This is a genomic window from Bowmanella pacifica (genome assembly GCF_014645355.1).
Lineage (GTDB): Bacteria > Pseudomonadota > Gammaproteobacteria > Enterobacterales > Alteromonadaceae > Bowmanella > Bowmanella pacifica.
Map to the genome: position 1 here is coordinate 1,223,777 of NZ_BMLS01000001.1, position 23,207 is coordinate 1,246,983.

Genomic DNA, 23,207 nt, shown 5'->3' on the forward strand with positions numbered 1-23,207 from the left:
GCCTGGCCTGTTTTACAAGTTAACCGCCAAACTCTCCCGCCAGTCCGTATTCAACAGCATTGGCACTTGCTGTGCTGGCACTGGCCGGGAGAACAAATAACCTTGTAACAAATAGCAGCCATGCTCTCTGAAGAAGGTCAGTTGCTGCATGGTTTCAATACCTTCGGCAATACACTTCATCTGTAAGCTTTCAGCCATCAACAAGGTAGTTTTGATAATGGCCTCATCATTGCCGTCCAGCCCAATGTCCTGCACAAAACTCTTATCTATTTTTATCTTTTCAATGGGAAAGGCTTTCAGGTACTTGAGCGATGAGTACCCAGTACCGAAATCATCCAGTGCAAAACGGATACCCGCTTCATGTAACCTGTCCATACAGTCCTGCACCTTGGCATAATCTTCCATCAGCGCGCTCTCTGTAATTTCCAGTTTCAAAGCGTTCACCGGCAACTTGTATTTAACCAACAGGCCTAACAGATCTGCCACACTCAGTCCCTGCTCAAGGTGCTTAGCGGACAGGTTTACCGTTAAGTAAGGCTGCTTACCTGATTCATACCAGGTCGATAGATCGGCTAACCCACGCTCCAGTGCCTGCCAGGTAATGGCTTCAATTAACCCCAACTCCTCGCAGACAGGAATAAACTCAGCGGGCGATCTCACCCCACTGGAGGTTTGCCAGCGCAGCAACAGCTCCAAGCCAACGGTCTCGCCCGTTTCTATATTCACCAAGGGCTGGTAGTAATTAATAAATTCGTCTTTTTTAAACGCAGCCTTAAGCTGATTCTCTAACAACAAACGCTGCTGAGCCTGCTGATTCATTTGCGCCGAGTAAAACTGATAACGATTCCGCCCCAAAGCTTTAGCATGATACATAGCGATATCTGCTGCCTTCATTAACTCTGCAGGGGTATTACTGTCAGCAGGATAAAGTGAGATACCAACACTGGCCGATACACTGACCTGATTATTGCCAATTTGTATGGGCTGCTCGACCCGCTCAATAATCTTGGTTGCTAAATGGCGCAAATCATCAGATTCATGAAAATCTTCAATAATCACTAAGAATTCATCACCACCCAAACGACCAACAGTATCATCCACTCTCAGACACTGTGTGAGGCGCTGTGTTACCTCCAGCAACAACTTATCGCCGGCCTCATGACCCAATGAATCATTTACCTGCTTGAATTTATCCAAATCGATGAAAAATACTGCCACCTGACTGGAACGGCGGATTCCATGGGCGATAGCCTGACGAATGCGATCCAAGAGTAAAGAACGATTAGGCAAGCCGGTCAGACTGTCGTAATTAGCCAGCCGCTGCAGTTGCTGCTGAGCTTCTTTTTGTTCACTGATATCGGTCATGTTCATAATAAAATGCCCAATATCCGTACTGTTATCCGTAGACACCGCATAAATGCTGACCATCAGGTGGTGCAGCTTTTTGTCAGCCCCCAGCACATCCTGTTCACCCCGCCAACGCTCATTAACCTTCATCTTCGACAAAATACGCCGGAAGAAAAGCAACTGCTGCGTGCTAAAACTGGATTCAATCTGTCTGGGCAGGGCCTTGTCAGGGTCAATCCCCAAGGCTTCACAAATAGCCTGGTTAGCGGCAATAGGCCATTGCTGCTCATCCAGGATCAACACCCAATCTCGGGTATGACGAAATGCTTCCCCAAACAGGCGAACTTTCTCGGCACTGGCGCGGCTTTCGGTGATGTTGGTAAAGGTTCCGCTAACCCGGGTAATGCGGCCATCTTCACGTTGCACAACCCGCCCCATATCACGATACCACTGCCAGTTGCCGCTATCGGTGCGCAGTCGATACGCCAAGTCGAAGCCGTCCAGTTCGCCTTGCACAAAGCGCATCCATTCTTTCTCGTACAGCCGCCGCTCCTGCACATGAATCAATTCAAAATAGTGTTCCGGGGTAATAACCACGGCGCTTTGGTGGTAACCCAGTTCGTCTACCAAGCGCGGCTGGTACATATGGTCGGTGTCAGCCTGCCAATCCCAGACTCCGCTGTCGCTACCTTTTAGTGCCAGTTGCAAGCGCCTTTCACTTTCCAACACTTCCTGGTGCGCCTTGAACAGTTGAGTGGCCTGGCGGCTGCGGAACTGAAACCAGACACCCGAGCCAATTAACAGCACCAGCGCATAAAAGGCATAAGCGTAATTACTCGCCCAAGGCGGACTTCTCACATCAATACTGAGCTGTGCCGGCGGGCTAAGCTTCCCGGAGATAGGGTCGACAGCCTGTACACTCAACACATAATGACCAGGCTTAAACTGTGGGACAAAGAACTCAGCATCGCTAATGGGCGGATAGTCAATATTGGTATCACCGGACAAACTGAACTTGTATTGGGTCTGCGCCAGATTGGAGTAATCTAAGGTGGTCACCCCAACTTGCAAACCCAGATCATCCGGCTCTAGAGTTACTGCATGTTCATTGAAGATCTGACCCGACGCCGCCACTGTCCTATTCAGTAAAGACAGTTCACTGATCATGACTTTCAGCGTGTCAGAAGGAGTCGGTTGTAAATGTTCAGGGGAAAACAGGGTGATGCCTTTAACAGAACCGTACACTAACCTACCATCGGTGAGCTTAAGCGCCGCGCCAGCATTGAACTCCATAGTCGATAGACCACTTTGATGGGTATAGTTTTGGATATGCTGGGTGTCAGTATTTAATACCATCAACCCGGCATGGGAACTCATCCATAAGTTGCCCTGGCTATCCAACTGCAGCCCATAAACAGCATCTGAGGCAAGTTTATTGTTGGCATTGTACTGGTAACGGGGCTTGAAGCCGTCGGCTTCTACACCTATCAAACCCAACCCCGAATATGCCACCCACAATATACCGGCCCCGTCCAACGCCACACTATTGGGAGTGAGATAACGCGCGGTGTCCGGCTGCTTAAAATCATGAATGGGAAACAACTCCCCATTGTCGCGGTTCATGCCCCATAATGCCCCCGCCATACTAATAAGCAGGACATTCGGCTGACCAGGCATACTGCCAATAAAGCCAGCTGAGCGGGCTGCATCCAGTTGCGAAGACACTTCATCCAAACGTGTCAGACGGGCCGAATCGGGGACATAGTGGTAAAACCCTTCGCCGTTGGTAAACCAAATATCCCCCAGCTCATCCATAAAGCTTCCCCACAAATCCTTCATCAACAGCGGATTGGACAAATCCGGCGCTGATACACTTCGGGTCACAGGGTCAAAAATTTTCAAGCCATTGGGTAAGGCTAGCCACAAACGCCCTTGCGTGGCAGGGTAAATACCGAGAATGCTGTTTTCCCAGGAGTATTCGTCATTTTCCGGCCAGATTGCCTCGATCTCTCCGCTATCATCCTGATAACGGCTCAACCCATGCTCGGTGCCAATCCAAAAATTGTTACCGCTGTCTGCTGCCAGTGTCCATACCAGATCATGATTCAACTGCTGACCATAACGGCTGCTGCGGTGTATGTTGCGAAAGGCCAACGAGGACACAGACCAGCGAAATGCACCGTCGCTATTAGTGCCCAACCATAAGTTGCCATGCTTGTCCTGCTCCAGCTCGCGGATATTGTCGTCAGATACTTCAAATCTACCGTCGGATAACTTGAGCCAACTGGTTAGCTCAGTACTTTTGGGATGGTATGAATACAGCCCTTTGTCCGTTCCCAGTAACATGGCGTCACCATAGAACTTAATTTGCCATATATTTATTTTGGGAATTAACAGCTCGACCTGAAATTGCTTGGAAGTGGATAAGGCATTATCCACCGCAAACAGACCTTCCACCGTGCCAACCCACAAACGATCATCTTCATCTAAATACAGTTGTTTTACATTGTTGCGTTCAACACTGATATTGTCGGGGTCTAACTCCAGACGAAGGGTTTGCTGCGTTTGATGATCAACCCGGAACAAACCGTCGCTGGTGCCAACAAAAAGAAAGTCCTTATGCTGTAATAACACCCGGTTTAAATGCTGAGAGGCTTGCTGTGATTCGGTAAGCGAAAACACCAGGTGTTGCTGATGAGTCTGGCTGTCTACCCGCACCACCTCGGTAGTGAACGCTACCCACAAATAATCCTCGTCCTCACCATCCAGCAGGTATTCCACCGACTGGGATTGTTCAAGACCATAAGGAAAAGTGCGAGTTAATATCTGTTGGAAGTCGCCGGTATGAGGAACTAAGCGCAGCAGTCCTTCCTCAGCGGTCCCCACCCAAAGGTTGTCCTGCTTATCTTGCATCAGCCGGTAAACCGGGCTTTCGTCCAGCACGCCACCGGCTGGGCTAACCCGTCGTACACGATAACCGTCGAAACGATTAAGACCATTCTCAGTGGCTAGCCAGACAAAGCCGTTTGTATCGATAAGTAAGTCGTTGACCGTTGTTTGTGACAATCCTTCCTCAACCGACAACCGCTGCAACTTGGGTTTCTCTACCAATGGCACCGTCGCACTGCCAGCGGGCAAAGATAACAGGCAACATATAGAAATAATGACATTGATTAGAGAATTTCGGCTCAAGAGATTTAGCGACCACCAAGTAACAAAACACATCGAGTCTATCAGCTTAACACCTTGTAACAAATCAACTTTGCTCGGTTTATATACAAAAATGCCGGGTAACGGCCCGGATCAAGTGAGACTGGAACCATGAGCAAGCCTCACTCCACTATAAACTCGCAGCAAACTTCGCTGATAAGACCAGTATTTTGCTGAGATTTGACGCTCTATCACTATAATGTGTTCAAATAGCGCAGTGATAGAGTGTTTTTTAATCACACCTTAATTATTACACTCGAATTTTTGCAAAAAATAGTTAAACATAGAGTTTTAGCCACAAATGGGCGCACATTCGTGAACTTTTTACTGATTAATGGTCCAAACCTGAACTTGCTAGGCAGACGGGAACCTCATATTTACGGCAGTCAACGCCTTGAGGACATAGTGTCTGAATTAAAAGAACAGGCAGATACAGCCGGTGTTCGTTTACAACATCTGCAATCTAACGCCGAACATGAGCTGATTGATGCCATTCATCAAGCTATGGCGTCTGTGGACTTTATCATTATTAATCCGGGTGCGTTCACCCACACCAGTGTGGCACTTCGCGACGCCTTACTGGGGGTAAATATTCCTTTTATAGAAGTGCATTTATCTAATGTACATGCCCGCGAGCCATTCCGCCGTCATTCCTACCTGTCCGATGTGGCCAAAGGTGTGATCTGCGGATTTGGTGCCCAGGGATATGAATTTGCGTTACAGGCAGGCATTAAATACTGCCAGGAACATTCTGTATAACCGCCTACAAAACAAGAGAGACCTGACGATGGATATTCGAAAAATAAAGAAACTAATTGAACTGGTTGAAGAGTCCGGTATCGCTGAACTGGAAATTACCGAAGGCGAAGAGTCCGTGCGTATTCATCGCGGTAGCTCGGCCATGGCAGCACCGGTACATTATAGTGCCCCGGTACACATGGCAGCACCAGCACCTGCTCCAGTGGCCGCCGCCCCAGCCGCAGCGCCAGCAGCCGAAGCAGAGCCAGCAGGTCATATCCTTCGCTCGCCAATGGTAGGCACTTTCTATCGTGCCTCTTCGCCAGGCGCCAAAAACTTCGTCGAAGTAGGTAGCCAGGTCAAAGTGGGCGATACCCTGTGTATCGTTGAAGCCATGAAGATGATGAACCAGATCGAAGCAGACAAAGCCGGTGTTATCAAACAAATCCTGGTAGACAACCAGGAACCGGTTGAATTTGATCAACCTCTGTTCGTCATTGAATAAGCGGGCGCAAGCAGATGCTGGATAAAGTACTGATAGCCAACCGGGGCGAAATTGCATTGCGCGTACTGCGCGCCTGCAAAGAACTCGGTATCAAAACCGTGGCGGTGCATTCCACCGCTGACCGTAACCTTAAACATGTGCTGCTGGCCGACGAGTCAATTTGTATCGGTAGCCCAGCCGCCACACAAAGTTACCTGAATATCCCGGCCATTATCGCCGCTGCGGAAGTGACAAACTCCATCGCTATTCACCCTGGCTATGGTTTTCTGTCTGAAAACGCTGACTTTGCCGAGCAAGTGGAAAAAAGTGGCTTTGTATTCATCGGTCCTAAAGCCGACACCATCCGTCTGATGGGCGACAAGGTCTCTGCCATTTCTGCCATGAAGAAAGCCGGCGTACCTTGTGTACCAGGTTCTGATGGCCCGGTGGGCGATGATGAAGCCAAGAACAAAGCCATTGCCAAGCGTATCGGCTACCCGATTATCGTTAAAGCCGCCGGTGGTGGTGGTGGTCGTGGTATGCGGGTAGTACGCAGCGAAGCCGAACTGCAATCCGCCATTGCCATGACAAAGAGCGAAGCGGGTGCCGCCTTCGGTAACGATATGGTGTACATGGAGAAGTTCCTGGAGAATCCTCGTCACGTGGAAATTCAGGTGCTAGCAGACGGGCAGGGCAATGCCATTCACTTAGGTGAACGTGATTGCTCCATGCAACGCCGTCACCAGAAAGTGGTAGAAGAAGCACCAGCACCAGGTATCACCGCTGAAATGCGTGAAAAGATTGGTGATCGCTGCCGCCGCGCTTGTATCGAAATTGGCTACCGCGGTGCAGGAACCTTCGAGTTCCTGTATGAAAACGGTGAGTTCTACTTTATTGAAATGAACACCCGTATTCAGGTGGAACACCCGGTATCAGAAATGATCACCGGCGTTGATTTGATCAAAGAGCAATTGCGTATTGCTGCTGGCCAACCCTTAGCCATTGAGCAATCGCAAATTCAAATCCGTGGTCACGCCATTGAATGTCGGATTAACGCTGAGGACCCTGAACGTTTTATTCCGTCACCGGGTAAAATCGATATGTTCCACCCTCCAGGTGGCCTGGGCGTTCGCTGGGATTCACATATCTATGCCGGTTACAGCGTACCGCCGAACTACGATTCTATGATTGGCAAGCTAATCACTTATGGTGAGAACCGTGATGTGGCCATTGCTCGTATGCGTCATGCGCTTAACGAACTGGTCATCGACGGCATCAAAACCAACGTGCCGCTGCAACAAAAGATCATGGCCGATGAAAACTTCAGAAACGGTGGTACCAATATCCACTATCTGGAAAAGAAACTCGGTATGCAAAAAGGCTGATTATTCAGCCTATTGAGCCGACGCTATGGCGAGCATGGGTCGGCTTCTAATCTGGGCGCTTCGGCGCCTTTTTTATTGGCTGTCTCTGCCGCAAGCAGATAAAATTGCTTTTTTCTCCTGACATTTCCCTCATGCTAGCTGCCACTTTCCTCGATCAGGATCATTATCTGTGCGAATTTCGCCCTTTCTGGCAGTTTGTTCCTTTTGCCGAAGCAGATTATCCGTGGCGACAAAGCCACCCAAGGCTTGCGCAGTGGCTCGATGGGTTGAGTGACCATCAAGTCGCTATCTGGCAGGATGACCCCGAACAGGCGCATGCAGCCTGTGCAGTATATTTGCCGCAGTTAAAACACCCACTCGCCATAGCCAAACATTATCAGCAGACAGCTGCACCTTTTTGGCTGAAAAACGCGATTAAAGGTAGAAAATGGCAGCAAATCAGCGCGTTTTCCGCGCTCATCTCGCCGTTACCAACGTCTATTCTGGAGTGGTGCGCCGGTAAGGGACATTTAGGCCGACTATTGGCCTGGCAAGCCAACCATGAAGTGACATCACTGGAATGGCAAGCCGAACTGTGCCAGCAAGGACAACAAAGTGCTGACAAACTAGGCCTGTCCCAGCAATTTTTCTGTACTGATGTGCTAAAACAAGCGACCGCAGATTACCTGCAGCAAGAACAACAAGTTGTGGCATTGCATGCATGTGGGCAACTACATATCAATATGCTTCAGGATGCGGTGGCAAGCAGGGTGCAAAGTATAAGGCTGTGCCCCTGCTGTTATCAGCTGATTGCCCAGGCTGAATACCAGCCCATGAGCCGACAGGCAGCACAGAGTGCTTTGCGGTTAAGTCGCCAGGATCTTCGCCTGGCAGTGCAGGAAACCGTGACCGCCCACCAACGAGAGCGAGACAAGCGCCAGACCGAAAAACGCTACAGGCAAATGTTCGATATCTGGCAGCGTAGCCATAGTGGTAAAGATGAATACCTGGCCGTACCTTCGGCGCCGGACAGTCTATTTCGTCAGCCACCGCTGTTTTTTTGTCAATGGGCCGCGGAGCAAAAAGGCTTGCAGTTCAACGCAGAACATCAACTGGATGCCTTGCAACAGGCCGCCGAGCAGAGAGTTCGCAGGCTGGAACGTATGGAGTTAATACAACATCTATTCAGGCGAACGCTAGAGCACTGGCTGGTATTGGATCGAGCGCTGTATATGGAAGAACAAGGCTATAACGTCACCCTGGTAGAGTTCTGTGACCGGGAAGTGACCCCAAGAAACCTGGCTATTCTGGCTGATCTACAGCCCTAATCGGCTGAGGCTGCCAAATATCATATCGGTTCAGCAGTGTGCGGTATTTATCCGAACGTCGATACTCGGCCAGGGCTTTGTCAAAGTCACGCAATAAGGCTTTATCCTTGAATCCCACCCGATAATCTGTGGCAGGAAACAACCAATGAACGTCCACTAGCGACAGAGCATCTTCACTGATGCTACGGGCAACATGCCGGAAGATATTAATATCCATCACAACGATATCAACTCGTCCTTCCATTAACATCTTTACCTGCTTTGTTTGATCCGGTAACTCGGTATACAACTTACTGGCCGCTGCATGGGCGGCAAATTCTTCGCCCAACACTATGGCAGCATTCTGAAAGGCAACCACACTGTAGCCCTGCATATCTGCCACCCGCTCTAAATGCACCCTTCCAACCTTAAGGCTAATAGCAGCATTGCGATAAGTAACATAAACCGCGCTGAGCTGTTCTTTAGCGACCGGCAAACGCTCGGTCATATTCAACACTAAATCAACCTGACCATGATTTAGCATCCCGGCCGAGCGACCAAAGGGCACATAGACCGGATTGACCTTGTGACCCAAATCCTTCAACACGGCGCGAATTAAATCCAGTTCAAAACCCTTATCCTGGTCGGCAATAACATAGGGAGGCTTGGTCCAGCCCACGGCCATCATGAGTGACTTACCCTGAGCGGTAAAACTCCACAACAAGCACCCCAGAATGACTATCTCTCGCATGCAAATCACGCCTATCGATGTTTTCACTTCAACAGGTTAAGACAGGATCCTTTGGCGATCCAGCTTCCTCCATTTATACTTCTGCACACTTTGCAACTGACGCCTCCTTCCGCGTCCCCGAATGTCGAGAGCACCATGGCCTGGATCCAACTTCGCATTAATACTCCCCCCCAAGCAGCCGAAGCACTGGGGGAACGCTTGTCTGACTGGGGGGCTCAGGCGGTCACTTTTGTGGATGCCAAAGACACACCTTGGTATGAGCCTAAACCCGGCGAAGTGCAGTTATGGCCGGACACGCAGGTAGTGGGTCTGTTTGATGCCGAAGATGACCTCACCCCTTTGCTGCTGGAATTGAAAAGCCAACTTCCACCTGATGCGCTGATAAAACTTGACCCGCTGGAGGACAAGGATTGGGAGCGGGAATGGATGGACAACTTTCATCCTATGCAGTTTGGCACCCGCTTATGGATTTGCCCAAGCTGGCGCGAGGTACCGGATGCCAATGCCGTCAATGTTATGCTGGATCCCGGCTTAGCTTTCGGCACCGGGACACACCCCACCACGGCATTATGTTTACGCTGGCTTGATGGCTTACCTCTGAGCGAGAGCCTGGTGGTAGATTTTGGTTGTGGCTCCGGCATTTTGGGTATCGCCGCGCTGAAACTGGGTGCCAAGCGCGTTGTAGGTATTGATATTGATCCCCAGGCTATTCAGGCCAGCCAGGACAATGCTAATCGCAATCAGGTAGGTGAACAGATTGAGCTATACCTGCCACAAAACCAGCCGGCACTTAAAGCAGATGTGGTGGTAGCCAATATTCTTGCTGGTCCGCTGCGTGAATTGCGTGAAGTCATCACAGCTTACTGCCGTCCGGGCGGTAAATTGGCCTTGTCAGGGATCCTCAAAGAACAAGCCGAAGATATTCGTCAGCTTTACAGTGAGGATTTTGATATGGATGACATAGCCATCGAGGGGGACTGGGCCAGAGTCAGCGGAACTCGCCACCCCTAGTCCGCACCAATTTGGTGCAAATCGAACAGAACGCGTTCAGCCTGACAGGGCGCTCGCCAGCGCCCGTCCTGCTTGATACGTGCCGCATAACAGGTTTTTGCCTGTCAAGTCACAAATGGCAAAAAAACTGACATTTTGTTTAATTTCTAGCCTTTTCATCATGACAAAAAAACCGTAAACTTAGCGCCCTTTTGGACAGGGTGGATATTTTTTGCACAGCGGTGTTATGCAGATTGGTCCTTACAAACTAGAGAATAATCTGATCCTGGCGCCTATGGCTGGTGTAACCGACCGTCCTTTCCGGCAATTGTGCAAACGCATGGGAGCTGGTTTGGTGGTGTCAGAAATGCTGTTATCCAACCCCGATGTATGGAAGTCAGACAAGTCCAAGCACCGGATGAACCATGAAGGGGAGTCAGGTGTCAGGTCAGTACAGATTGCAGGTGCTGACCCAGAGTTGATGGCGGCTACGGCAATCCATAACGTCGAAACCGGTGCCCAGATCATTGATATCAATATGGGGTGTCCGGCCAAAAAGGTAAATAAAAAAATGGCGGGGTCAGCCCTGCTCCAATATCCGGATCTGGTTAGGGATATCGTTCGCGCAGTTGTAAATGCGGTCGATGTGCCAGTGACGTTGAAAATCCGTACCGGATGGGACACGGATAACCGTAATGGAGTAGAGATCGCCAAAATCGCCGCAGGCGAAGGTATTCAGTCTCTCGCAGTACATGGCAGGACCAGAGCCTGTATGTACAAAGGAGAGGCCGAATACGACACCATAAGGGCAATCAAGCAGGCAGTGTCTATTCCCGTGGTAGCAAACGGGGATATCACCAGCCCGGAAAAAGCCAGCCAGGTGCTGACAATGACCGGTGCAGATGCCGTGATGATTGGTCGGGGAGCCCAGGGACGTCCCTGGATCTTCAGAGAAATTGCGCATTATCTGAAAACAGGTGAGCTGTTAGCACCACCTCCGTTAGCTGAAGTCAGGCAGGTAATGCTCGAACATGTCAGCAACGTACACCAGTTTTATGGTGAGTTTTCAGGCGCGCGTATCGCCCGCAAGCATGTGGGATGGTATCTGGCGGAACATGACCTGGATCGTCGGTTTCGTAGTAACTTTAATGCCATTGAAGAAGCGTCAGCGCAACTTGAAGCATTAAATCAGTATTTTGAACAGTTGATGGAATCGGAGTCTACCTCCGTTTCTGTCGCCGAGTATCATTAACCTAAGAGCAAAGATAGTATTATGTTCGATCAAAACGTAACTTCTCCCTTTACCACAACGGTAACGACTCCTTCTCAAACTCAGGCTCAGAAGCCACTGCGCGACTCCGTCAAGCAAGCCGTCAACAAATACTTGAAACAGCTGGACAACACTAACATCGAGAACCTGTATGAACTGGTTCTGGCCGAAGTTGAAGCGCCGTTACTGGAAGAAATCATGACTTTCACCCGCGGCAACCAAACCCGCGCTGCCATCATGATGGGTATCAACCGTGGCACACTGCGTAAGAAACTGAAGCAGTACGGTATGAACTAAGGCCTGCTGGCCGCCGCTGAAAAGAGCACCTGATGGTGCTCTTTTCTTTAATTAGGCCGGCATCTAGACTATGCCAGGCCAACTTCATGTTCTTCTATCCTTCATCCCAAGAGGACTTCTTGATGGAAAATGCAAAACCCATCCGTCGCGCCCTGTTGAGCGTGTCAGACAAAACCGGCATCGTTGAATTCGCACAGGCCCTGGTGGCCATGGATATCGAACTGCTCTCAACCGGCGGCACCGCCAAGTTGCTGGCCAATGCCGGTCTGAATGTGACAGAGGTGTCAGACTACACCGGGCATCCTGAAATTATGGACGGCCGGGTTAAGACGCTGCACCCGAAAGTGCATGGCGGCATCCTGGGACGCCGCGGTCAGGATGAAGGCGTCATGGAACAACATGATATCCAACCTATTGATATGGTAGTGGTTAACCTCTACCCCTTTGCCAATACTGTTGCCAATGATGACTGCACTTTGGAAGATGCCATCGAGAATATCGATATTGGTGGGCCGACCATGGTGCGCGCCGCAGCGAAGAACCACAACGATGTGGCAATCATTGTAAATGCCCACGACTACGCCCGCGTGCTGGAAGAAATGCAGCAAAACAGTGGCAGTCTGACCCAGGCCACCCGTTTTGATCTGGCCATTGCCGCCTTTGAACACACGGCTCAGTATGACGGCATGATTGCCAATTATTTTGGTGCTATGGTGCCTTCACACGGTGAACCTTCCAGCGAAGGATCGCCATTCCCACGCACCTTAAACATGCAATTTATCAAACAGCAGGATCTGCGTTACGGTGAAAACAGCCACCAATCGGCTGCTTTCTATGTAGAAAGCGATGTACAAGAAGCATCAGTCGCAACCGCCCGTCAGTTGCAAGGCAAAGAACTGTCTTACAACAACATCGCCGACACCGATGCTGCCCTGGAATGTGTGAAAGAATTTAACGAGCCAGCCTGCGTTATCGTTAAGCACGCCAATCCATGTGGCGTGGCGCTGGGCAGCGATATTCTGGAAGCCTATAACCGCGCTTATCAAACCGATCCGACATCAGCTTTTGGTGGCATTATCGCTTTCAACCAGGAGCTGGATGGTAAAACGGCTCAGGCCATTATCGACCGTCAGTTTGTTGAAGTGATCATTGCCCCTAGCGTCTCGGCTGAGGCCGTTAAGATAGTCAGCGCCAAGCAAAACGTGCGTTTACTGGAATGCGGTGACTGGCAAGGTCAGTTGACCGAAGAGTTTGACCTGAAACGCGTAAATGGTGGTTTGTTAGTACAAGACCGTGACTTTGGCATGGTAGACCTGGAAGACCTCAAAGTTGTTTCCAAGCGCCAGCCCAGCGAGCAAGAACTCAAAGACCTGCTGTTTGCCTGGAAAGTAGCCAAGTACGTGAAGTCCAACGCTATCGTTTACACCAAAGACAGCATGACCATTGGTGTGGGCGCAGGCCAGATGAGCCGTGTCTACTCTGCCAAAATTGCCGGTATCAAAGCAGCGGATGAAAACTTGCAGGTTGCAGGATCCGTCATGGCATCCGATGCATTCTTTCCCTTCCGTGACGGCATAGATGCTGCCGCGGCAGCCGGTATTAAAGCAGTCATCCAGCCTGGTGGCTCGATGCGCGACGAAGAAGTGATTGCCGCCGCCGACGAACATGGTATGACCATGGTATTTACTGGCATGCGTCACTTCCGCCACTAACAGGTTTTCAGGCACAATGCAGGACTGGAAAATTGGCCTACTGGTTCACCAACCAGTCCTGCAAGGGAGAACAGAATGAAAGTATTGATTATTGGCGGCGGTGGCCGTGAACATGCGCTAGCTTGGAAGGCGGCACAATCTGAACAAGTCAGTCAGGTTTTTGTCGCACCAGGTAATGCCGGTACCGAGCTGGAACCGGGTATGCAGAATGTGGCCATTGGTGCGGAAAATATTGGTGGTTTACTGGCGTTTGCTCAGCAGGAAAAAATCGACCTGACCATAGTTGGCCCGGAAGCACCGCTGGTATTAGGCGTAGTTGACAAGTTCCAGGCCGCTGGCCTGCGTATCTTCGGCCCCAGCCAGGCGGCCGCGCAGTTGGAAGGCTCCAAGGCTTTTACCAAGGATTTTCTGGCCCGTCACAATATTCCCACTGCGGCCTACCAAACCTTTACCGAAATTGCCCCTGCACTGGCGTACCTTAAACAGCAAGGTGCCCCTATTGTCGTCAAAGCCGATGGCCTGGCCGCCGGTAAAGGCGTGATTGTCGCCATGACCGAGCAGGAAGCCGAAGACGCCATTCGCGATATGCTGGCCGGTAATGCCTTTGGTGATGCGGGCAGCCGCGTCGTCATTGAAGAGTTTCTGGACGGCGAAGAAGCCAGCTTTATTGTGATGGTTGACGGTAAAAATGTGCTGTCCTTTGCCACCAGCCAGGACCATAAACGGGTTGGCGACGGTGACCAGGGTCCTAACACGGGCGGTATGGGTGCCTACTCTCCTGCGCCGGTTGTGACAGCAGAGATCCACCAGCGCATCCTGGATCAGGTCATTTACCCCACAGTAGAAGGTATGGCCTCAGAAGGAAATCCTTACGTTGGCTTTCTGTATGCCGGGTTAATGATCACGGCAGATGGCACGCCCAAGGTCATCGAATACAACTGCCGCTTTGGTGATCCGGAAACCCAGCCCATTATGCTGCGTCTCCAATCCGATTTGGTTAGTCTGTGTGACGCTGCGTTGGACAGCAAACTGGATAGCACTGAGATTGCCTTTGACAACCGCGCCGCAGTAGGTGTGGTACTGGCCGCTAAAGGGTATCCGAGTGATTATCCTAAAGGCGATGTAATCAGCGGTCTGGGCCAAGGTGAAAGTGCCAGTGCCAAGGTGTTTCACGCCGGTACCAAAATGCAGGACGGTCAGGTAGTCACTAACGGTGGCCGCGTGTTATGCGCAACCGCCCTGGGTGAAACAGTCAGCGAAGCACAGCAGAATGCCTATAAGCTGGTTGAAAAAATCAGTTGGAACGGTATGTTCTGCCGCAAAGACATAGCCTGGCGCGCCATCGCGCGGGAGCAAGGCGAATAAGTCATGGATTACTGAAAAGGCCCGTTACGGGCCTTTTTTATTGGGCTTGGGATAACAAAGGACAAAACGAGCACCACCCAGCGGCGAACCCTCGACGTGGCAACTACCTTCATGCCATTGTTGAATACGGCTGACAATGGCTAATCCCAGCCCAGCGCCACCGCGTTTTCTGTCACGCCCACTGTCGGGTCTGAAAAAAGGCTCAAATATACGTTGTCTATCGGCCTCACCAACGCCAAAGCCGTCATCATCAATCAATATACGAACCTGAAGGTCGTCCTCTTCAATACCCACCTGAATCTTGCGCTTTGCATAACGCATGGCATTTTGCAGGATATTCTGTAGCGCCCTTTGCACAAAGTGACCGTCAGCCAATAATTCGCAATCTTTTAATGCCAGCTCCAGTTGGATGTGTGGCGGACAGTTTACTTGCATACGCTTGACGACACCCTCAATCAGCTCAGCCAGGGGCAAGAGCGAATAATCCATTTCCGGTGCCACACTCTCCATGCTGGCGTAATCAAGCATTTCCTGTACTAAGCGCTCCAACTCTTCCACATCCCGGCTCATAGCCTGCCAGGGAGCCGTCCCAGGCGGGGGTTCAACCGCGAGGGCAAACTTAAGCCGGGACAATGGAGTACGGAATTCATGGGCCACCGCGCCAGTTAACTCGCGCTGGTTTTGCAAAAGCTGTTTAATTTGATCACTAAGTTGATTAAAAGACTGCACAATACCAGACAGCGCAGACGCAGAACCAACCGACAGCTCGGGTAATGAACCATCCTGGCGTAAGGAATTAGATGCGTCCTTCAAACGTGACAGATCCCGCCATAAAGGCCAAATCCACAAAGACAATAAGATAGCCAGTAAGCCAAAGAATAAACCGCTGTAAAGCCAAACGTTCAGCGTGGGGCGGCCACCAGGATGGTAGATTTGCAATAAATCTCCCTGAGCGTTCAGCACATACAACTGCTGGCCAACATTTTTATCATATAAAACAATAGGTTGGCCTTTCCTGAGTTGGGCAGCCATATCGGCTGGCCAGGCGATACTGTCCATATCCAACAGATCGGCCGTCAAGCCAAACGACTGAAGATGGGAGTTAAGTTGTTCAGGTTCATGCAGATGAGCAGCGACAAAACCGGCGGTCGCTGCTACCCAGGGATCCAACTGGCTGTCCGTTTCCAGAAATACCTTATCCAGAACAGCGGCTAAACCTACCAGTGAGAGAACAATAAACAGATAAAGGCTGACAAAGAGTCTGCCCATTTAGTTAAATCCGTGCAGTCAAAGCAATGAGATACATATCAGTCCCAGGCATCGGCAACAAAAAAGAAGCCTTTGCCCCAGATGGTTTTAATACGTTGGGGGTTCTGCTGATTGTCCCGCAGCTTTTTGCGCAACCTTGAGATCCGCACATCGGCCGAACGGTCCAAACCATCATATTCCCGACCGATTAGGTCACGATAGATTCTTTCCCTATCAACCAATTGAGAGGCATTTTCCGCCAGCATCCACAATAAATCGAACTCATGACTGGTCAGGGGAATTTGCTCATCAGCCAACAGCACCTGGCGGGATGCACTATCAATGCTTAAGCTGCCAAACTTCAGCTTACTGGACTGCGGCTGATTAACCGCCGGTTTAACACGCCGCAGCAAAGCATGAATTCGCGCTAGCAAAACACGAGGTTCAACAGGTTTAATAACGTAGTCGTCTGCGCCCAGTTCCAACCCCAGCACCTGATCGTAATTGGTGTCCCTGGCGGTTAAAAACAGAATGGGGCCATTGAAGCTATTACGCAGCGAACGGCATAACATAAAGCCGTCTTCACCGGGCAACATTACATCCAACAGAATAATATCAGGTTGCTGTTTACGTACTTCCTGCAACAGGCCCGAACCATCGGCAAACTGTACTACGTCTAATTGCTGATTTCGCAAAAAATCAGCCGTCAACTGACTCAATCGCTCATCATCTTCTACCAGAAATACCTTTGCCATCAGAACAGACTCCAGGGTTTACGTACTCGCTGACGAAGCGCGCTTTGCGCCTTCACTTCCAGCGTCTCGGTCAGTATATCTTGGTCTTCGTGCCGCATACTCAATACTGTCGTTTCACTGTAGCTCAACGACAATTGCATATGCTTAGCGGGCACCTGCCAGCATTGCAGTTGTTGGTCACTAAAAAATAAACAGGCATGGGGGGGCAGCTCACCCCAGATTTCGATGCTCAACTCCAACTGGCAGGCATCGCCCATCTTTTCAACCACACATACATTAGGTTTGATACGCCAACCCACATCCTGTGCCACAGCAGCAAACGACCAGCTCTGAACGGCCAGTAAAACTAGCCCCCCGAAAACTGGCAACTTCACGCTTTTTTCCACTCAGAAATGGTAGGCCACACCAACAAAAAGTCCTCGAATCTTATTTTCTGCCAGCAATGGGCTGTCCGTCATTCCCTTGTGCAGCTTGGTCCAGTTCATACTGGCAAGCAACAACCAGTTCTCTGCCAAAGGTTTGGTTACCTGCAACATCAGTGACGGGTACCAACCAGAGCGTCCTTCATAATAAAGGGAGGTATCTACGCCGTCACGATCATCCAAACCGTAATAATAATCCACCAGCCGTGCACTTTTCCAAATCAGGCCGGGAGTAACACTCCAGCGCCACGCTCCAATATGGCCTGAATAACTGTAGTTCAACTCGGCTTGTCCACCATTATGCACACCGCTGACGTCCGTCACTGTACTGACTTGCAATTCAGCATTTTCAAACCGCCAATGAAGACGTACACCGCCATTCACCGCCCAGTGACGGGTAGCAACATCGTCTTTGGATACCGCGCGTCTAACCTCGGCAGATGGACCAATCATGCTGTTGGTAAGCGCCAAATTGGAAAATATGTTGGCAGGATGCCAAAAAGCAAAGTTAGCGGCTTCTTTATTGATGTTAACGAAAACCTCTGCCGCCCAGTCTGAATGCGCAGCAAGCTGATAGCCCAGCTCATCATTGTCGAGGTAAAAACGTTCGCCGTACCAGGCAATATCGGGTAAGACCACCAAGGGAATATTGTCACCATCGACCAAGGGGTTAGTTCTCACCCCAGCGCCAATGGCCACGCCAATTTGCCATTGGTGTGTATCAATGCAGTCTTGTTCACAGGCAACAGCTTGACCACCGACCAATAACAGGCCAGTTAGCAGCATACCGATCAATACCCGCAGCATGGTTACCACAACTCCCAAAATATAGACGGACAAGAGTAGCAAAGGCGGAAGTCCGACTCACTCTGCAATTACAAATTTTCACAAATGCTGGCAAATTTGATCTGATGTCACCAGGCTGTACACGTAGCATGCCCTGTCGGTTTATGGAAAGGAAGCCTGTAGTTGCCGACATAGTGCAAGAGCAGGTTTAAGCAATCAAGCCTGTGTTGTGGTTGGCCGGTATCCCCGGCCTTTTTTATGTTCAGGATGAACGGTATGCCATGGATTCATGGATGAATAGGAATGGCGATGTTCAGGATGAACGGTATGCCATGGATTCATGGATGAATAGGAATGGCGATGTTCAGGATGAACGGGACGAAAAACTGCTCCTGCGTTTTCGTCACTTCCGCCATCCCTGACAGTCGGACGAAAAACCGCTCCTGCGTTTTCGTCACTTCCGCCATCCCTGACAGTCGGACGAAAAACTGCTCCTGCGTTTTCGTCACTTCCGCCATCCCTGACAGTCGGACGAAAAACTGCTCCTGCGTTTTCGTCACTTCCGCCATCCCTGGCGGTCGCTTACCCGTGAGTTCATGGATGGGTGCCCTAAAAGGCACTCGTACAGACACATCTTCACTAATTTCATACTTATCCTCATATTACCCCTCAGACAACAAGTACCGGCTAATCGACTAAGCTTTTGAAATCCTTTAGCTATAATGCTCTTATCTTTTGCTTTGGTTCAGCCAAAATTCAGTTGAAGCATGTAGACTGACACATATAACCCCCTATGTTTATGCAGAGGTAAGAGTATGAAAAATGTTACCCGCTCCTTAATGATGGCTGCCGTGCTGCTTGGTGTTAGCGGTACCTCCTGGGCAAAGGCTGACGTTGAAATAAATTGGCAGGATCCTGAACGTTATACTGACGTACGTCCGGCCAATGAATCCCGAGTTAAGTTCAGGGAGCGTACCTTTGCTGATATACAAAAGTACCTGGAAAAACTGGCTGAAAAGCTGCCCGACGGACACAAATTACAGCTAAACGTCACCAACCTTGACCTGGCAGGACAAGTGTGGCCCGGCAGTTTTGTTGGCCTAAACAGTCCTTCGGATGTACGTCTGATTAAACGAATAGACATTCCTCGCATGAAGTTTGACTACAAATTGCTGGATGCCAGTGACCAGGTAGTAAAAGGCGAAGAAGTTGATCTGAAAGATATGAGTTTCCAGGACAGAGTTAACCCGCTGTTCAACAGTGAATCTCTGCGTTATGAAAAGAATATGCTGAGAGATTGGTTTAACGATACTTTCGCTGACTTACTGCCGAAAAAAGAAGACTAAGTGTCAAAAAGCCAGGGCCACCCTGGCTTTTTTTATGGGCTCGCTTACAACATTTTTTCAATGGAGCGATACAGTTCTGTCGCCTTGTCCGCACTTAGGTTATTACTTTGGGCAGAAGGGCCAACACTGCTGGAAACCCGCACATATTCGTTGCTGAATTGCGCTTCAGCTTCCTGTTTTTCGGACTGGCGTGACTGACGGCTGCCTTGTTGGCTTTGCAGATTCTGTTCCGTCTGTTGCAATATCTTCGCCTGCGGGGACAACTCTACCTTAAGCTCAGAGCCCACACCAAATGCCACAGGCGCATTACTTACCTCAGCTTTAACGGGTTGCTGACGAAATGTTGAATTCAATGATGTGTTGGTTGTCACCACGTCCATCACAACCTCCCCTTTTTCGACCTCAAGGTTTAGTACCATCTCAAGGCTAAGTATGCACCAAGGAGGTCAAAAAACAACCTGGCAAGACATGCCGTCGCAGCTGCGCAGAGGCTACTTCTTCACACTGTCCTTCAAACCGGAGAGCGTGCTGAACAACTGCTCCATTTTTTTTACCACCATGGCAAGCTGCTGTTCAAATGATGGGCTGTCGGACTGAGCCTCAAGGGCCACAATATCCTTGGCCAGTTCTTCAACATAAGGACCAAATCTCTTGCTTTGCACCTGAAACCCAGCGTCGTCAGGGAAGATCTGCTGGAACTTTCCTTGTCCTTGTTGTTGCAGACGCGCCAGTGTCTGATCTGCGTCCAAGGCTCTTCTGTACAGGAGCTGCATATTGTCTTTTAGTTTGTCGATGATAGATTGCATGAAAAAATTCGCCGTTTTAATTAAAGATACCCTAAAGCCGGCCGATAAGGTGTCGAAGGTCGGCAATTCTGCCCACTTTTAAATTCACTCTCAAGCTGTAAGAGGAACAGGTATGGAACTACAAGGTGCTTCAACCTCTGGAATGTCCGACGTGTCGGCAACACTTCGCTCTGCAAAACTTGCTAAAAGTCAGCAAGAACAAGAGGGCAAGGCCGCACTTCAGTTGCTGGACTCAGCATCTGACGTACCCAAAGCTTCTTCGGCAAATCCGTCGTTGGGATCGACAATCGATACCTTCGCCTGATTAGCAGCCCGGTTTAAGCCAGGCTTGCCTGTGCTAGGGTTGAAGATGTAAGTCAATGGGCGTCTTGCCGGGTTGGTTACCAATTTCTCTTACGAGTTTGGGCACCAGATACCCCGGCAGGCGCTTTATCACACCCGCCATCAGTTCTCGCGCCTCTTGCTCGTGCAAATCATAATGAGCCGCTCCTTGCACTTTATCCAGTACATGCAAATAGTACGGCATAATACCAGCGGCAAAAATGGCCTCACTTAATGCCACCTGCGCCTGCACACTGTCATTCACGCCTTTGAGCAGCACCCCTTGATTTAACAAGGTAACCCCGGCATCCCGCAATGGTTGCAGCGCTTGCGTTAACTCTTCATCCACTTCGTTGGCATGGTTGATATGCAGCACCATTACCGGCTGTAAACGGGTGCCTGCAAACCAATCCAGCAATTCGTCGGTAATCCTGCTCGGAATAACCACCGGCAAACGGGTATGAATACGTAATCTACGCACATGGGGAATCGCAGCAATTTCTGCACTCAACCAAGCCAGAAAATCATCTTTGGCCATCAAGGGGTCACCACCGGAATAAATCACTTCGTCAATCTGCTGATCGGCGCGAATATAGTCCAGAGCCTGCTCCCATCCCTCCTTGGAAGGCGAATTATCTGCATAAGGAAAGTGTCGTCTGAAACAATAACGGCAATTAACCGCACAGCCGCCACGAATAATCATCAGCACCCGGCTTTGATATTTATGTAACAAGCCCGGCACGGCGCTTTGTTGTTCCTCTAAGGGATCTTCACTATATCCCTTAACGCTCGTTAGCTCCTGTTCCAGGGTCATAACCTGGCGCAGCAAGGGGTCATTGGCATCCCCTTTACGCATCCGGCGCACAAATGGCCGCGGGACCATTAACGGAAACTGTTTTCTGGCAGCAAAGCCCGCCATGAATGGCGCCAGGGGCAAATCTAATGCTTCGAGCAGTTTGGCCGGATCACGATAGGCTTGAGCCAATTCTTTTTGCCAGGAAGTCTCTACAGCGGTGAGAATTTTAGGTATCATCTGCGCCAAGAATGTGCTCACAAAAGTAACGAGGAAAAGATGGCATTTTACAGCACAAACGAATTCAAAGCTGGACTAAAAATCATGCTCGACGGTGAGCCTTGTAACGTCCTCGAGAACGAGTATGTCAAACCAGGTAAAGGGCAGGCCTTTAACCGGGTTAAAATCCGTAAGCTGATTTCTGGCAAGGTGCTGGAAAAGACCTTCAAGTCCGGTGACACGGTAGAAGGTGCCGATGTATTGGATATCAGCCTGTCTTATCTGTACACAGACGGTGAATTCTGGCACTTCATGAACAACGAGACTTTCGAACAGATCGCTGCGGACAAAGCCGCTGTGGGCGATAACGTGAAGTGGTTGGTGGAAAATGATCCTTGTACAATCACGCTGTGGAATGGTTCCCCCATTACAGTGACGCCACCAAACTTTGTTGAGCTGGAGATCACCGAAACCGATCCAGGTCTTAAAGGGGATACCGCAGGTACAGGCGGTAAGCCAGCCACCTGTAGCACTGGCGCAGTAATACGTGTTCCTTTGTTTGTACAAACCGGCGAAGTAATCAAAGTAGACACCCGCAGTGGCGAATACGTTTCCCGGGCTCAGAAGTAAGTTGTAAACTATCTCTGAAAGCCCACATTTGGTGGGCTTTTTTATTTATCACGAGCAAGTCCATCATGACGTCCCATTCCGCCTTCTGGCAACCTACCGCCAGCATTGAAGTTCTGCAAAAGCGCGCATTATTGATGCGCAAAGTCCGCGACTTTTTCGCTAAGCGCCAGGTATGGGAAGTCGAGACGCCTAACCTATCCAGCGCCACAGTTACAGACGAACATCTGCAGGGCTTCAGTACCGAGTTTGTTGGCCCAGGCGCAGCCCTGGGAAGGACCATGTACCTGCAAACCTCGCCGGAATATGCCATGAAGCGTTTGCTCGCTGCAGGCAGTGGTGCCATCTTTCAAATCTGCAAAGCCTATCGCAATGAAGAAGCCGGGCGCTGGCATAACCCCGAATTTACAATGCTGGAGTGGTATAGACCCGGTTTTGATCACGTGGCGCTGATGCAAGAATTGGATGAGCTGGTGCAATATATATGTGGCACAGAACCAGCGCAGCGTATGAGTTACCAGCAGGCGTGCATACAACACCTGCAGCTCGATCCTTTGTCCTGTAGTCTGGACACCCTGCGGGAGGCCGCCACTCAACTTGGACATGGGGACCTTGCAGCAAAAGAAGAAGATCGTGACACCTTATTGCAACTGTTGTTTTGCGATGGCGTGGAACCTCATATAGGCCAAATTCGCCCCTGTTTTATCTTTGATTTTCCCGCCAGCCAGGCGGCGTTGGCAAAACTGAACCCCGACGATAATAGGGTTGCCCAACGCTTCGAGCTGTATTTTCGCCAACTGGAGTTAGCTAACGGTTTTCACGAGTTAGATGATGCGGATGAACAGTTAGCCAGGTTTGAGCACGATAACCTAAAACGCCGCCAGCAGGGCAAAGCCGAAAAGCCTATCGACCCTTACCTGCTGGGTGCACTGCAAGCCGGTTTACCGGCCTGCGCCGGAGTGGCAGTGGGACTGGACAGATTGTTTATGCTGGCATTAGATAAACCAAAAATTCGCGATGTCCTCAGCTTTGATATAGGAAACGCCTGA

23 protein-coding genes are annotated in these 23,207 nt (G+C 50.2%); 13 read left to right on the top strand and 10 right to left on the bottom strand.

Annotation, left to right across the window (positions count from 1 at the left end):
* Positions 1-12: 12 nt before the first annotated feature.
* The gene (locus tag IEX02_RS05075) at positions 13-4,464 is read right to left on the bottom strand and encodes an EAL domain-containing protein (protein ID WP_188691143.1); all 4,452 of its coding nucleotides are present in this window, start codon (positions 4,462-4,464) and stop codon (positions 13-15) included.
* Between the two features lie 408 nt (positions 4,465-4,872).
* Between IEX02_RS05075 and aroQ the strand changes: the two genes are divergently transcribed.
* From aroQ to IEX02_RS05095, 4 genes are all read left to right on the top strand, one after another.
* Entirely contained in the window at positions 4,873-5,316 is a 444-nt protein-coding gene (gene aroQ, locus IEX02_RS05080) for a type II 3-dehydroquinate dehydratase (RefSeq protein WP_188691144.1), read from the top strand.
* Between the two features lie 28 nt (positions 5,317-5,344).
* The gene (gene accB, locus IEX02_RS05085; protein ID WP_188691146.1) at positions 5,345-5,800 is read left to right on the top strand and encodes an acetyl-CoA carboxylase biotin carboxyl carrier protein; all 456 of its coding nucleotides are present in this window, start codon (positions 5,345-5,347) and stop codon (positions 5,798-5,800) included.
* A 14-nt stretch (positions 5,801-5,814) separates the two neighbouring features.
* Positions 5,815-7,164, top strand: coding sequence for an acetyl-CoA carboxylase biotin carboxylase subunit (gene accC / locus IEX02_RS05090; RefSeq protein ID WP_188691148.1), 1,350 nt, complete (start codon positions 5,815-5,817; stop codon positions 7,162-7,164).
* 104 nt (positions 7,165-7,268) lie between these two features.
* Complete coding sequence (locus tag IEX02_RS05095) at positions 7,269-8,471, top strand: methyltransferase (RefSeq protein WP_188691150.1); 1,203 nt, start codon at positions 7,269-7,271, stop codon at positions 8,469-8,471.
* On the opposite strand, the gene IEX02_RS05100 is transcribed toward IEX02_RS05095, so the two are convergent.
* On the bottom strand, positions 8,446-9,201 hold the full coding sequence (locus tag IEX02_RS05100) for a substrate-binding periplasmic protein (protein ID WP_188691151.1): 756 nt from the start codon (positions 9,199-9,201) through the stop codon (positions 8,446-8,448). The genes IEX02_RS05095 and IEX02_RS05100 overlap by 26 nt on opposite strands.
* Before the next feature lie 135 nt (positions 9,202-9,336).
* Here IEX02_RS05100 and prmA point away from each other — a divergent pair, with 135 nt between their 5' ends.
* The 5 genes from prmA to purD all read left to right on the top strand — a co-directional run bounded on the left by prmA (position 9,337) and on the right by purD (position 14,835).
* On the top strand, positions 9,337-10,212 hold the full coding sequence (gene prmA / locus IEX02_RS05105) for a 50S ribosomal protein L11 methyltransferase (RefSeq protein ID WP_188691153.1): 876 nt from the start codon (positions 9,337-9,339) through the stop codon (positions 10,210-10,212).
* A 226-nt stretch (positions 10,213-10,438) separates the two neighbouring features.
* On the top strand, positions 10,439-11,443 hold the full coding sequence (gene dusB, locus IEX02_RS05110; RefSeq protein ID WP_188691841.1) for a tRNA dihydrouridine synthase DusB: 1,005 nt from the start codon (positions 10,439-10,441) through the stop codon (positions 11,441-11,443).
* 21 nt (positions 11,444-11,464) lie between these two features.
* Complete coding sequence (fis, locus tag IEX02_RS05115; protein WP_102794436.1) at positions 11,465-11,758, top strand: DNA-binding transcriptional regulator Fis; 294 nt, start codon at positions 11,465-11,467, stop codon at positions 11,756-11,758.
* A 122-nt stretch (positions 11,759-11,880) separates the two neighbouring features.
* Positions 11,881-13,470 carry a bifunctional phosphoribosylaminoimidazolecarboxamide formyltransferase/IMP cyclohydrolase gene (purH, locus tag IEX02_RS05120; RefSeq protein ID WP_188691155.1) on the top strand — a complete coding sequence of 530 codons (1,590 nt, stop codon included), beginning with the start codon at positions 11,881-11,883 and terminating at the stop codon, positions 13,468-13,470.
* Between the two features lie 75 nt (positions 13,471-13,545).
* Complete coding sequence (gene purD, locus IEX02_RS05125; RefSeq protein WP_188691156.1) at positions 13,546-14,835, top strand: phosphoribosylamine--glycine ligase; 1,290 nt, start codon at positions 13,546-13,548, stop codon at positions 14,833-14,835.
* A gap of 24 nt (positions 14,836-14,859) precedes the next feature.
* Here purD and IEX02_RS05130 read toward each other — a convergent pair whose 3' ends face one another.
* From IEX02_RS05130 to IEX02_RS05150, 5 genes are all read right to left on the bottom strand, one after another.
* Positions 14,860-16,104, bottom strand: coding sequence for an ATP-binding protein (locus IEX02_RS05130; protein ID WP_188691157.1), 1,245 nt, complete (start codon positions 16,102-16,104; stop codon positions 14,860-14,862).
* A gap of 38 nt (positions 16,105-16,142) precedes the next feature.
* Positions 16,143-16,838: a response regulator gene (locus IEX02_RS05135; protein WP_188691158.1), complete on the bottom strand. Its 696-nt coding sequence runs from the start codon at positions 16,836-16,838 to the stop codon at positions 16,143-16,145.
* The gene (locus IEX02_RS05140) at positions 16,838-17,212 is read right to left on the bottom strand and encodes a DUF3019 domain-containing protein (RefSeq protein WP_188691159.1); all 375 of its coding nucleotides are present in this window, start codon (positions 17,210-17,212) and stop codon (positions 16,838-16,840) included. The genes IEX02_RS05135 and IEX02_RS05140 overlap by 1 nt, the downstream gene beginning before the upstream one ends.
* 12 nt (positions 17,213-17,224) lie before the next feature.
* Entirely contained in the window at positions 17,225-18,067 is an 843-nt protein-coding gene (locus IEX02_RS05145) for a MipA/OmpV family protein (protein ID WP_188691161.1), read from the bottom strand.
* Positions 18,068-18,384: 317 nt separating this feature from the next.
* On the bottom strand, positions 18,385-18,606 hold the full coding sequence (locus IEX02_RS05150) for a hypothetical protein (RefSeq protein WP_188691162.1): 222 nt from the start codon (positions 18,604-18,606) through the stop codon (positions 18,385-18,387).
* Positions 18,607-18,861: 255 nt separating this feature from the next.
* Between IEX02_RS05150 and IEX02_RS05155 the strand changes: the two genes are divergently transcribed.
* On the top strand, positions 18,862-19,392 hold the full coding sequence (locus IEX02_RS05155; RefSeq protein ID WP_188691165.1) for a DUF3016 domain-containing protein: 531 nt from the start codon (positions 18,862-18,864) through the stop codon (positions 19,390-19,392).
* Positions 19,393-19,436: 44 nt separating this feature from the next.
* On the opposite strand, the gene IEX02_RS05160 is transcribed toward IEX02_RS05155, so the two are convergent.
* On the bottom strand, positions 19,437-19,772 hold the full coding sequence (locus tag IEX02_RS05160) for a hypothetical protein (RefSeq protein ID WP_188691168.1): 336 nt from the start codon (positions 19,770-19,772) through the stop codon (positions 19,437-19,439).
* A gap of 111 nt (positions 19,773-19,883) precedes the next feature.
* A complete protein-coding gene (locus IEX02_RS05165; protein ID WP_188691172.1) occupies positions 19,884-20,198 on the bottom strand; it encodes a hypothetical protein in 315 nt (104 codons plus the stop codon).
* A 112-nt stretch (positions 20,199-20,310) separates the two neighbouring features.
* On the opposite strand from IEX02_RS05165, the gene IEX02_RS05170 reads away from it, so the two are divergent.
* Complete coding sequence (locus tag IEX02_RS05170) at positions 20,311-20,502, top strand: hypothetical protein (protein ID WP_188691174.1); 192 nt, start codon at positions 20,311-20,313, stop codon at positions 20,500-20,502.
* A 33-nt stretch (positions 20,503-20,535) separates the two neighbouring features.
* Here the strand turns inward: IEX02_RS05170 and epmB are convergent, their stop codons facing one another.
* The gene (epmB, locus tag IEX02_RS05175; protein WP_188691176.1) at positions 20,536-21,561 is read right to left on the bottom strand and encodes an EF-P beta-lysylation protein EpmB; all 1,026 of its coding nucleotides are present in this window, start codon (positions 21,559-21,561) and stop codon (positions 20,536-20,538) included.
* A gap of 30 nt (positions 21,562-21,591) precedes the next feature.
* On the opposite strand from epmB, the gene efp reads away from it, so the two are divergent.
* On the top strand, positions 21,592-22,161 hold the full coding sequence (efp, locus tag IEX02_RS05180; RefSeq protein WP_188691179.1) for an elongation factor P: 570 nt from the start codon (positions 21,592-21,594) through the stop codon (positions 22,159-22,161).
* Between the two features lie 65 nt (positions 22,162-22,226).
* Complete coding sequence (epmA, locus tag IEX02_RS05185; protein WP_188691182.1) at positions 22,227-23,207, top strand: elongation factor P--(R)-beta-lysine ligase; 981 nt, start codon at positions 22,227-22,229, stop codon at positions 23,205-23,207.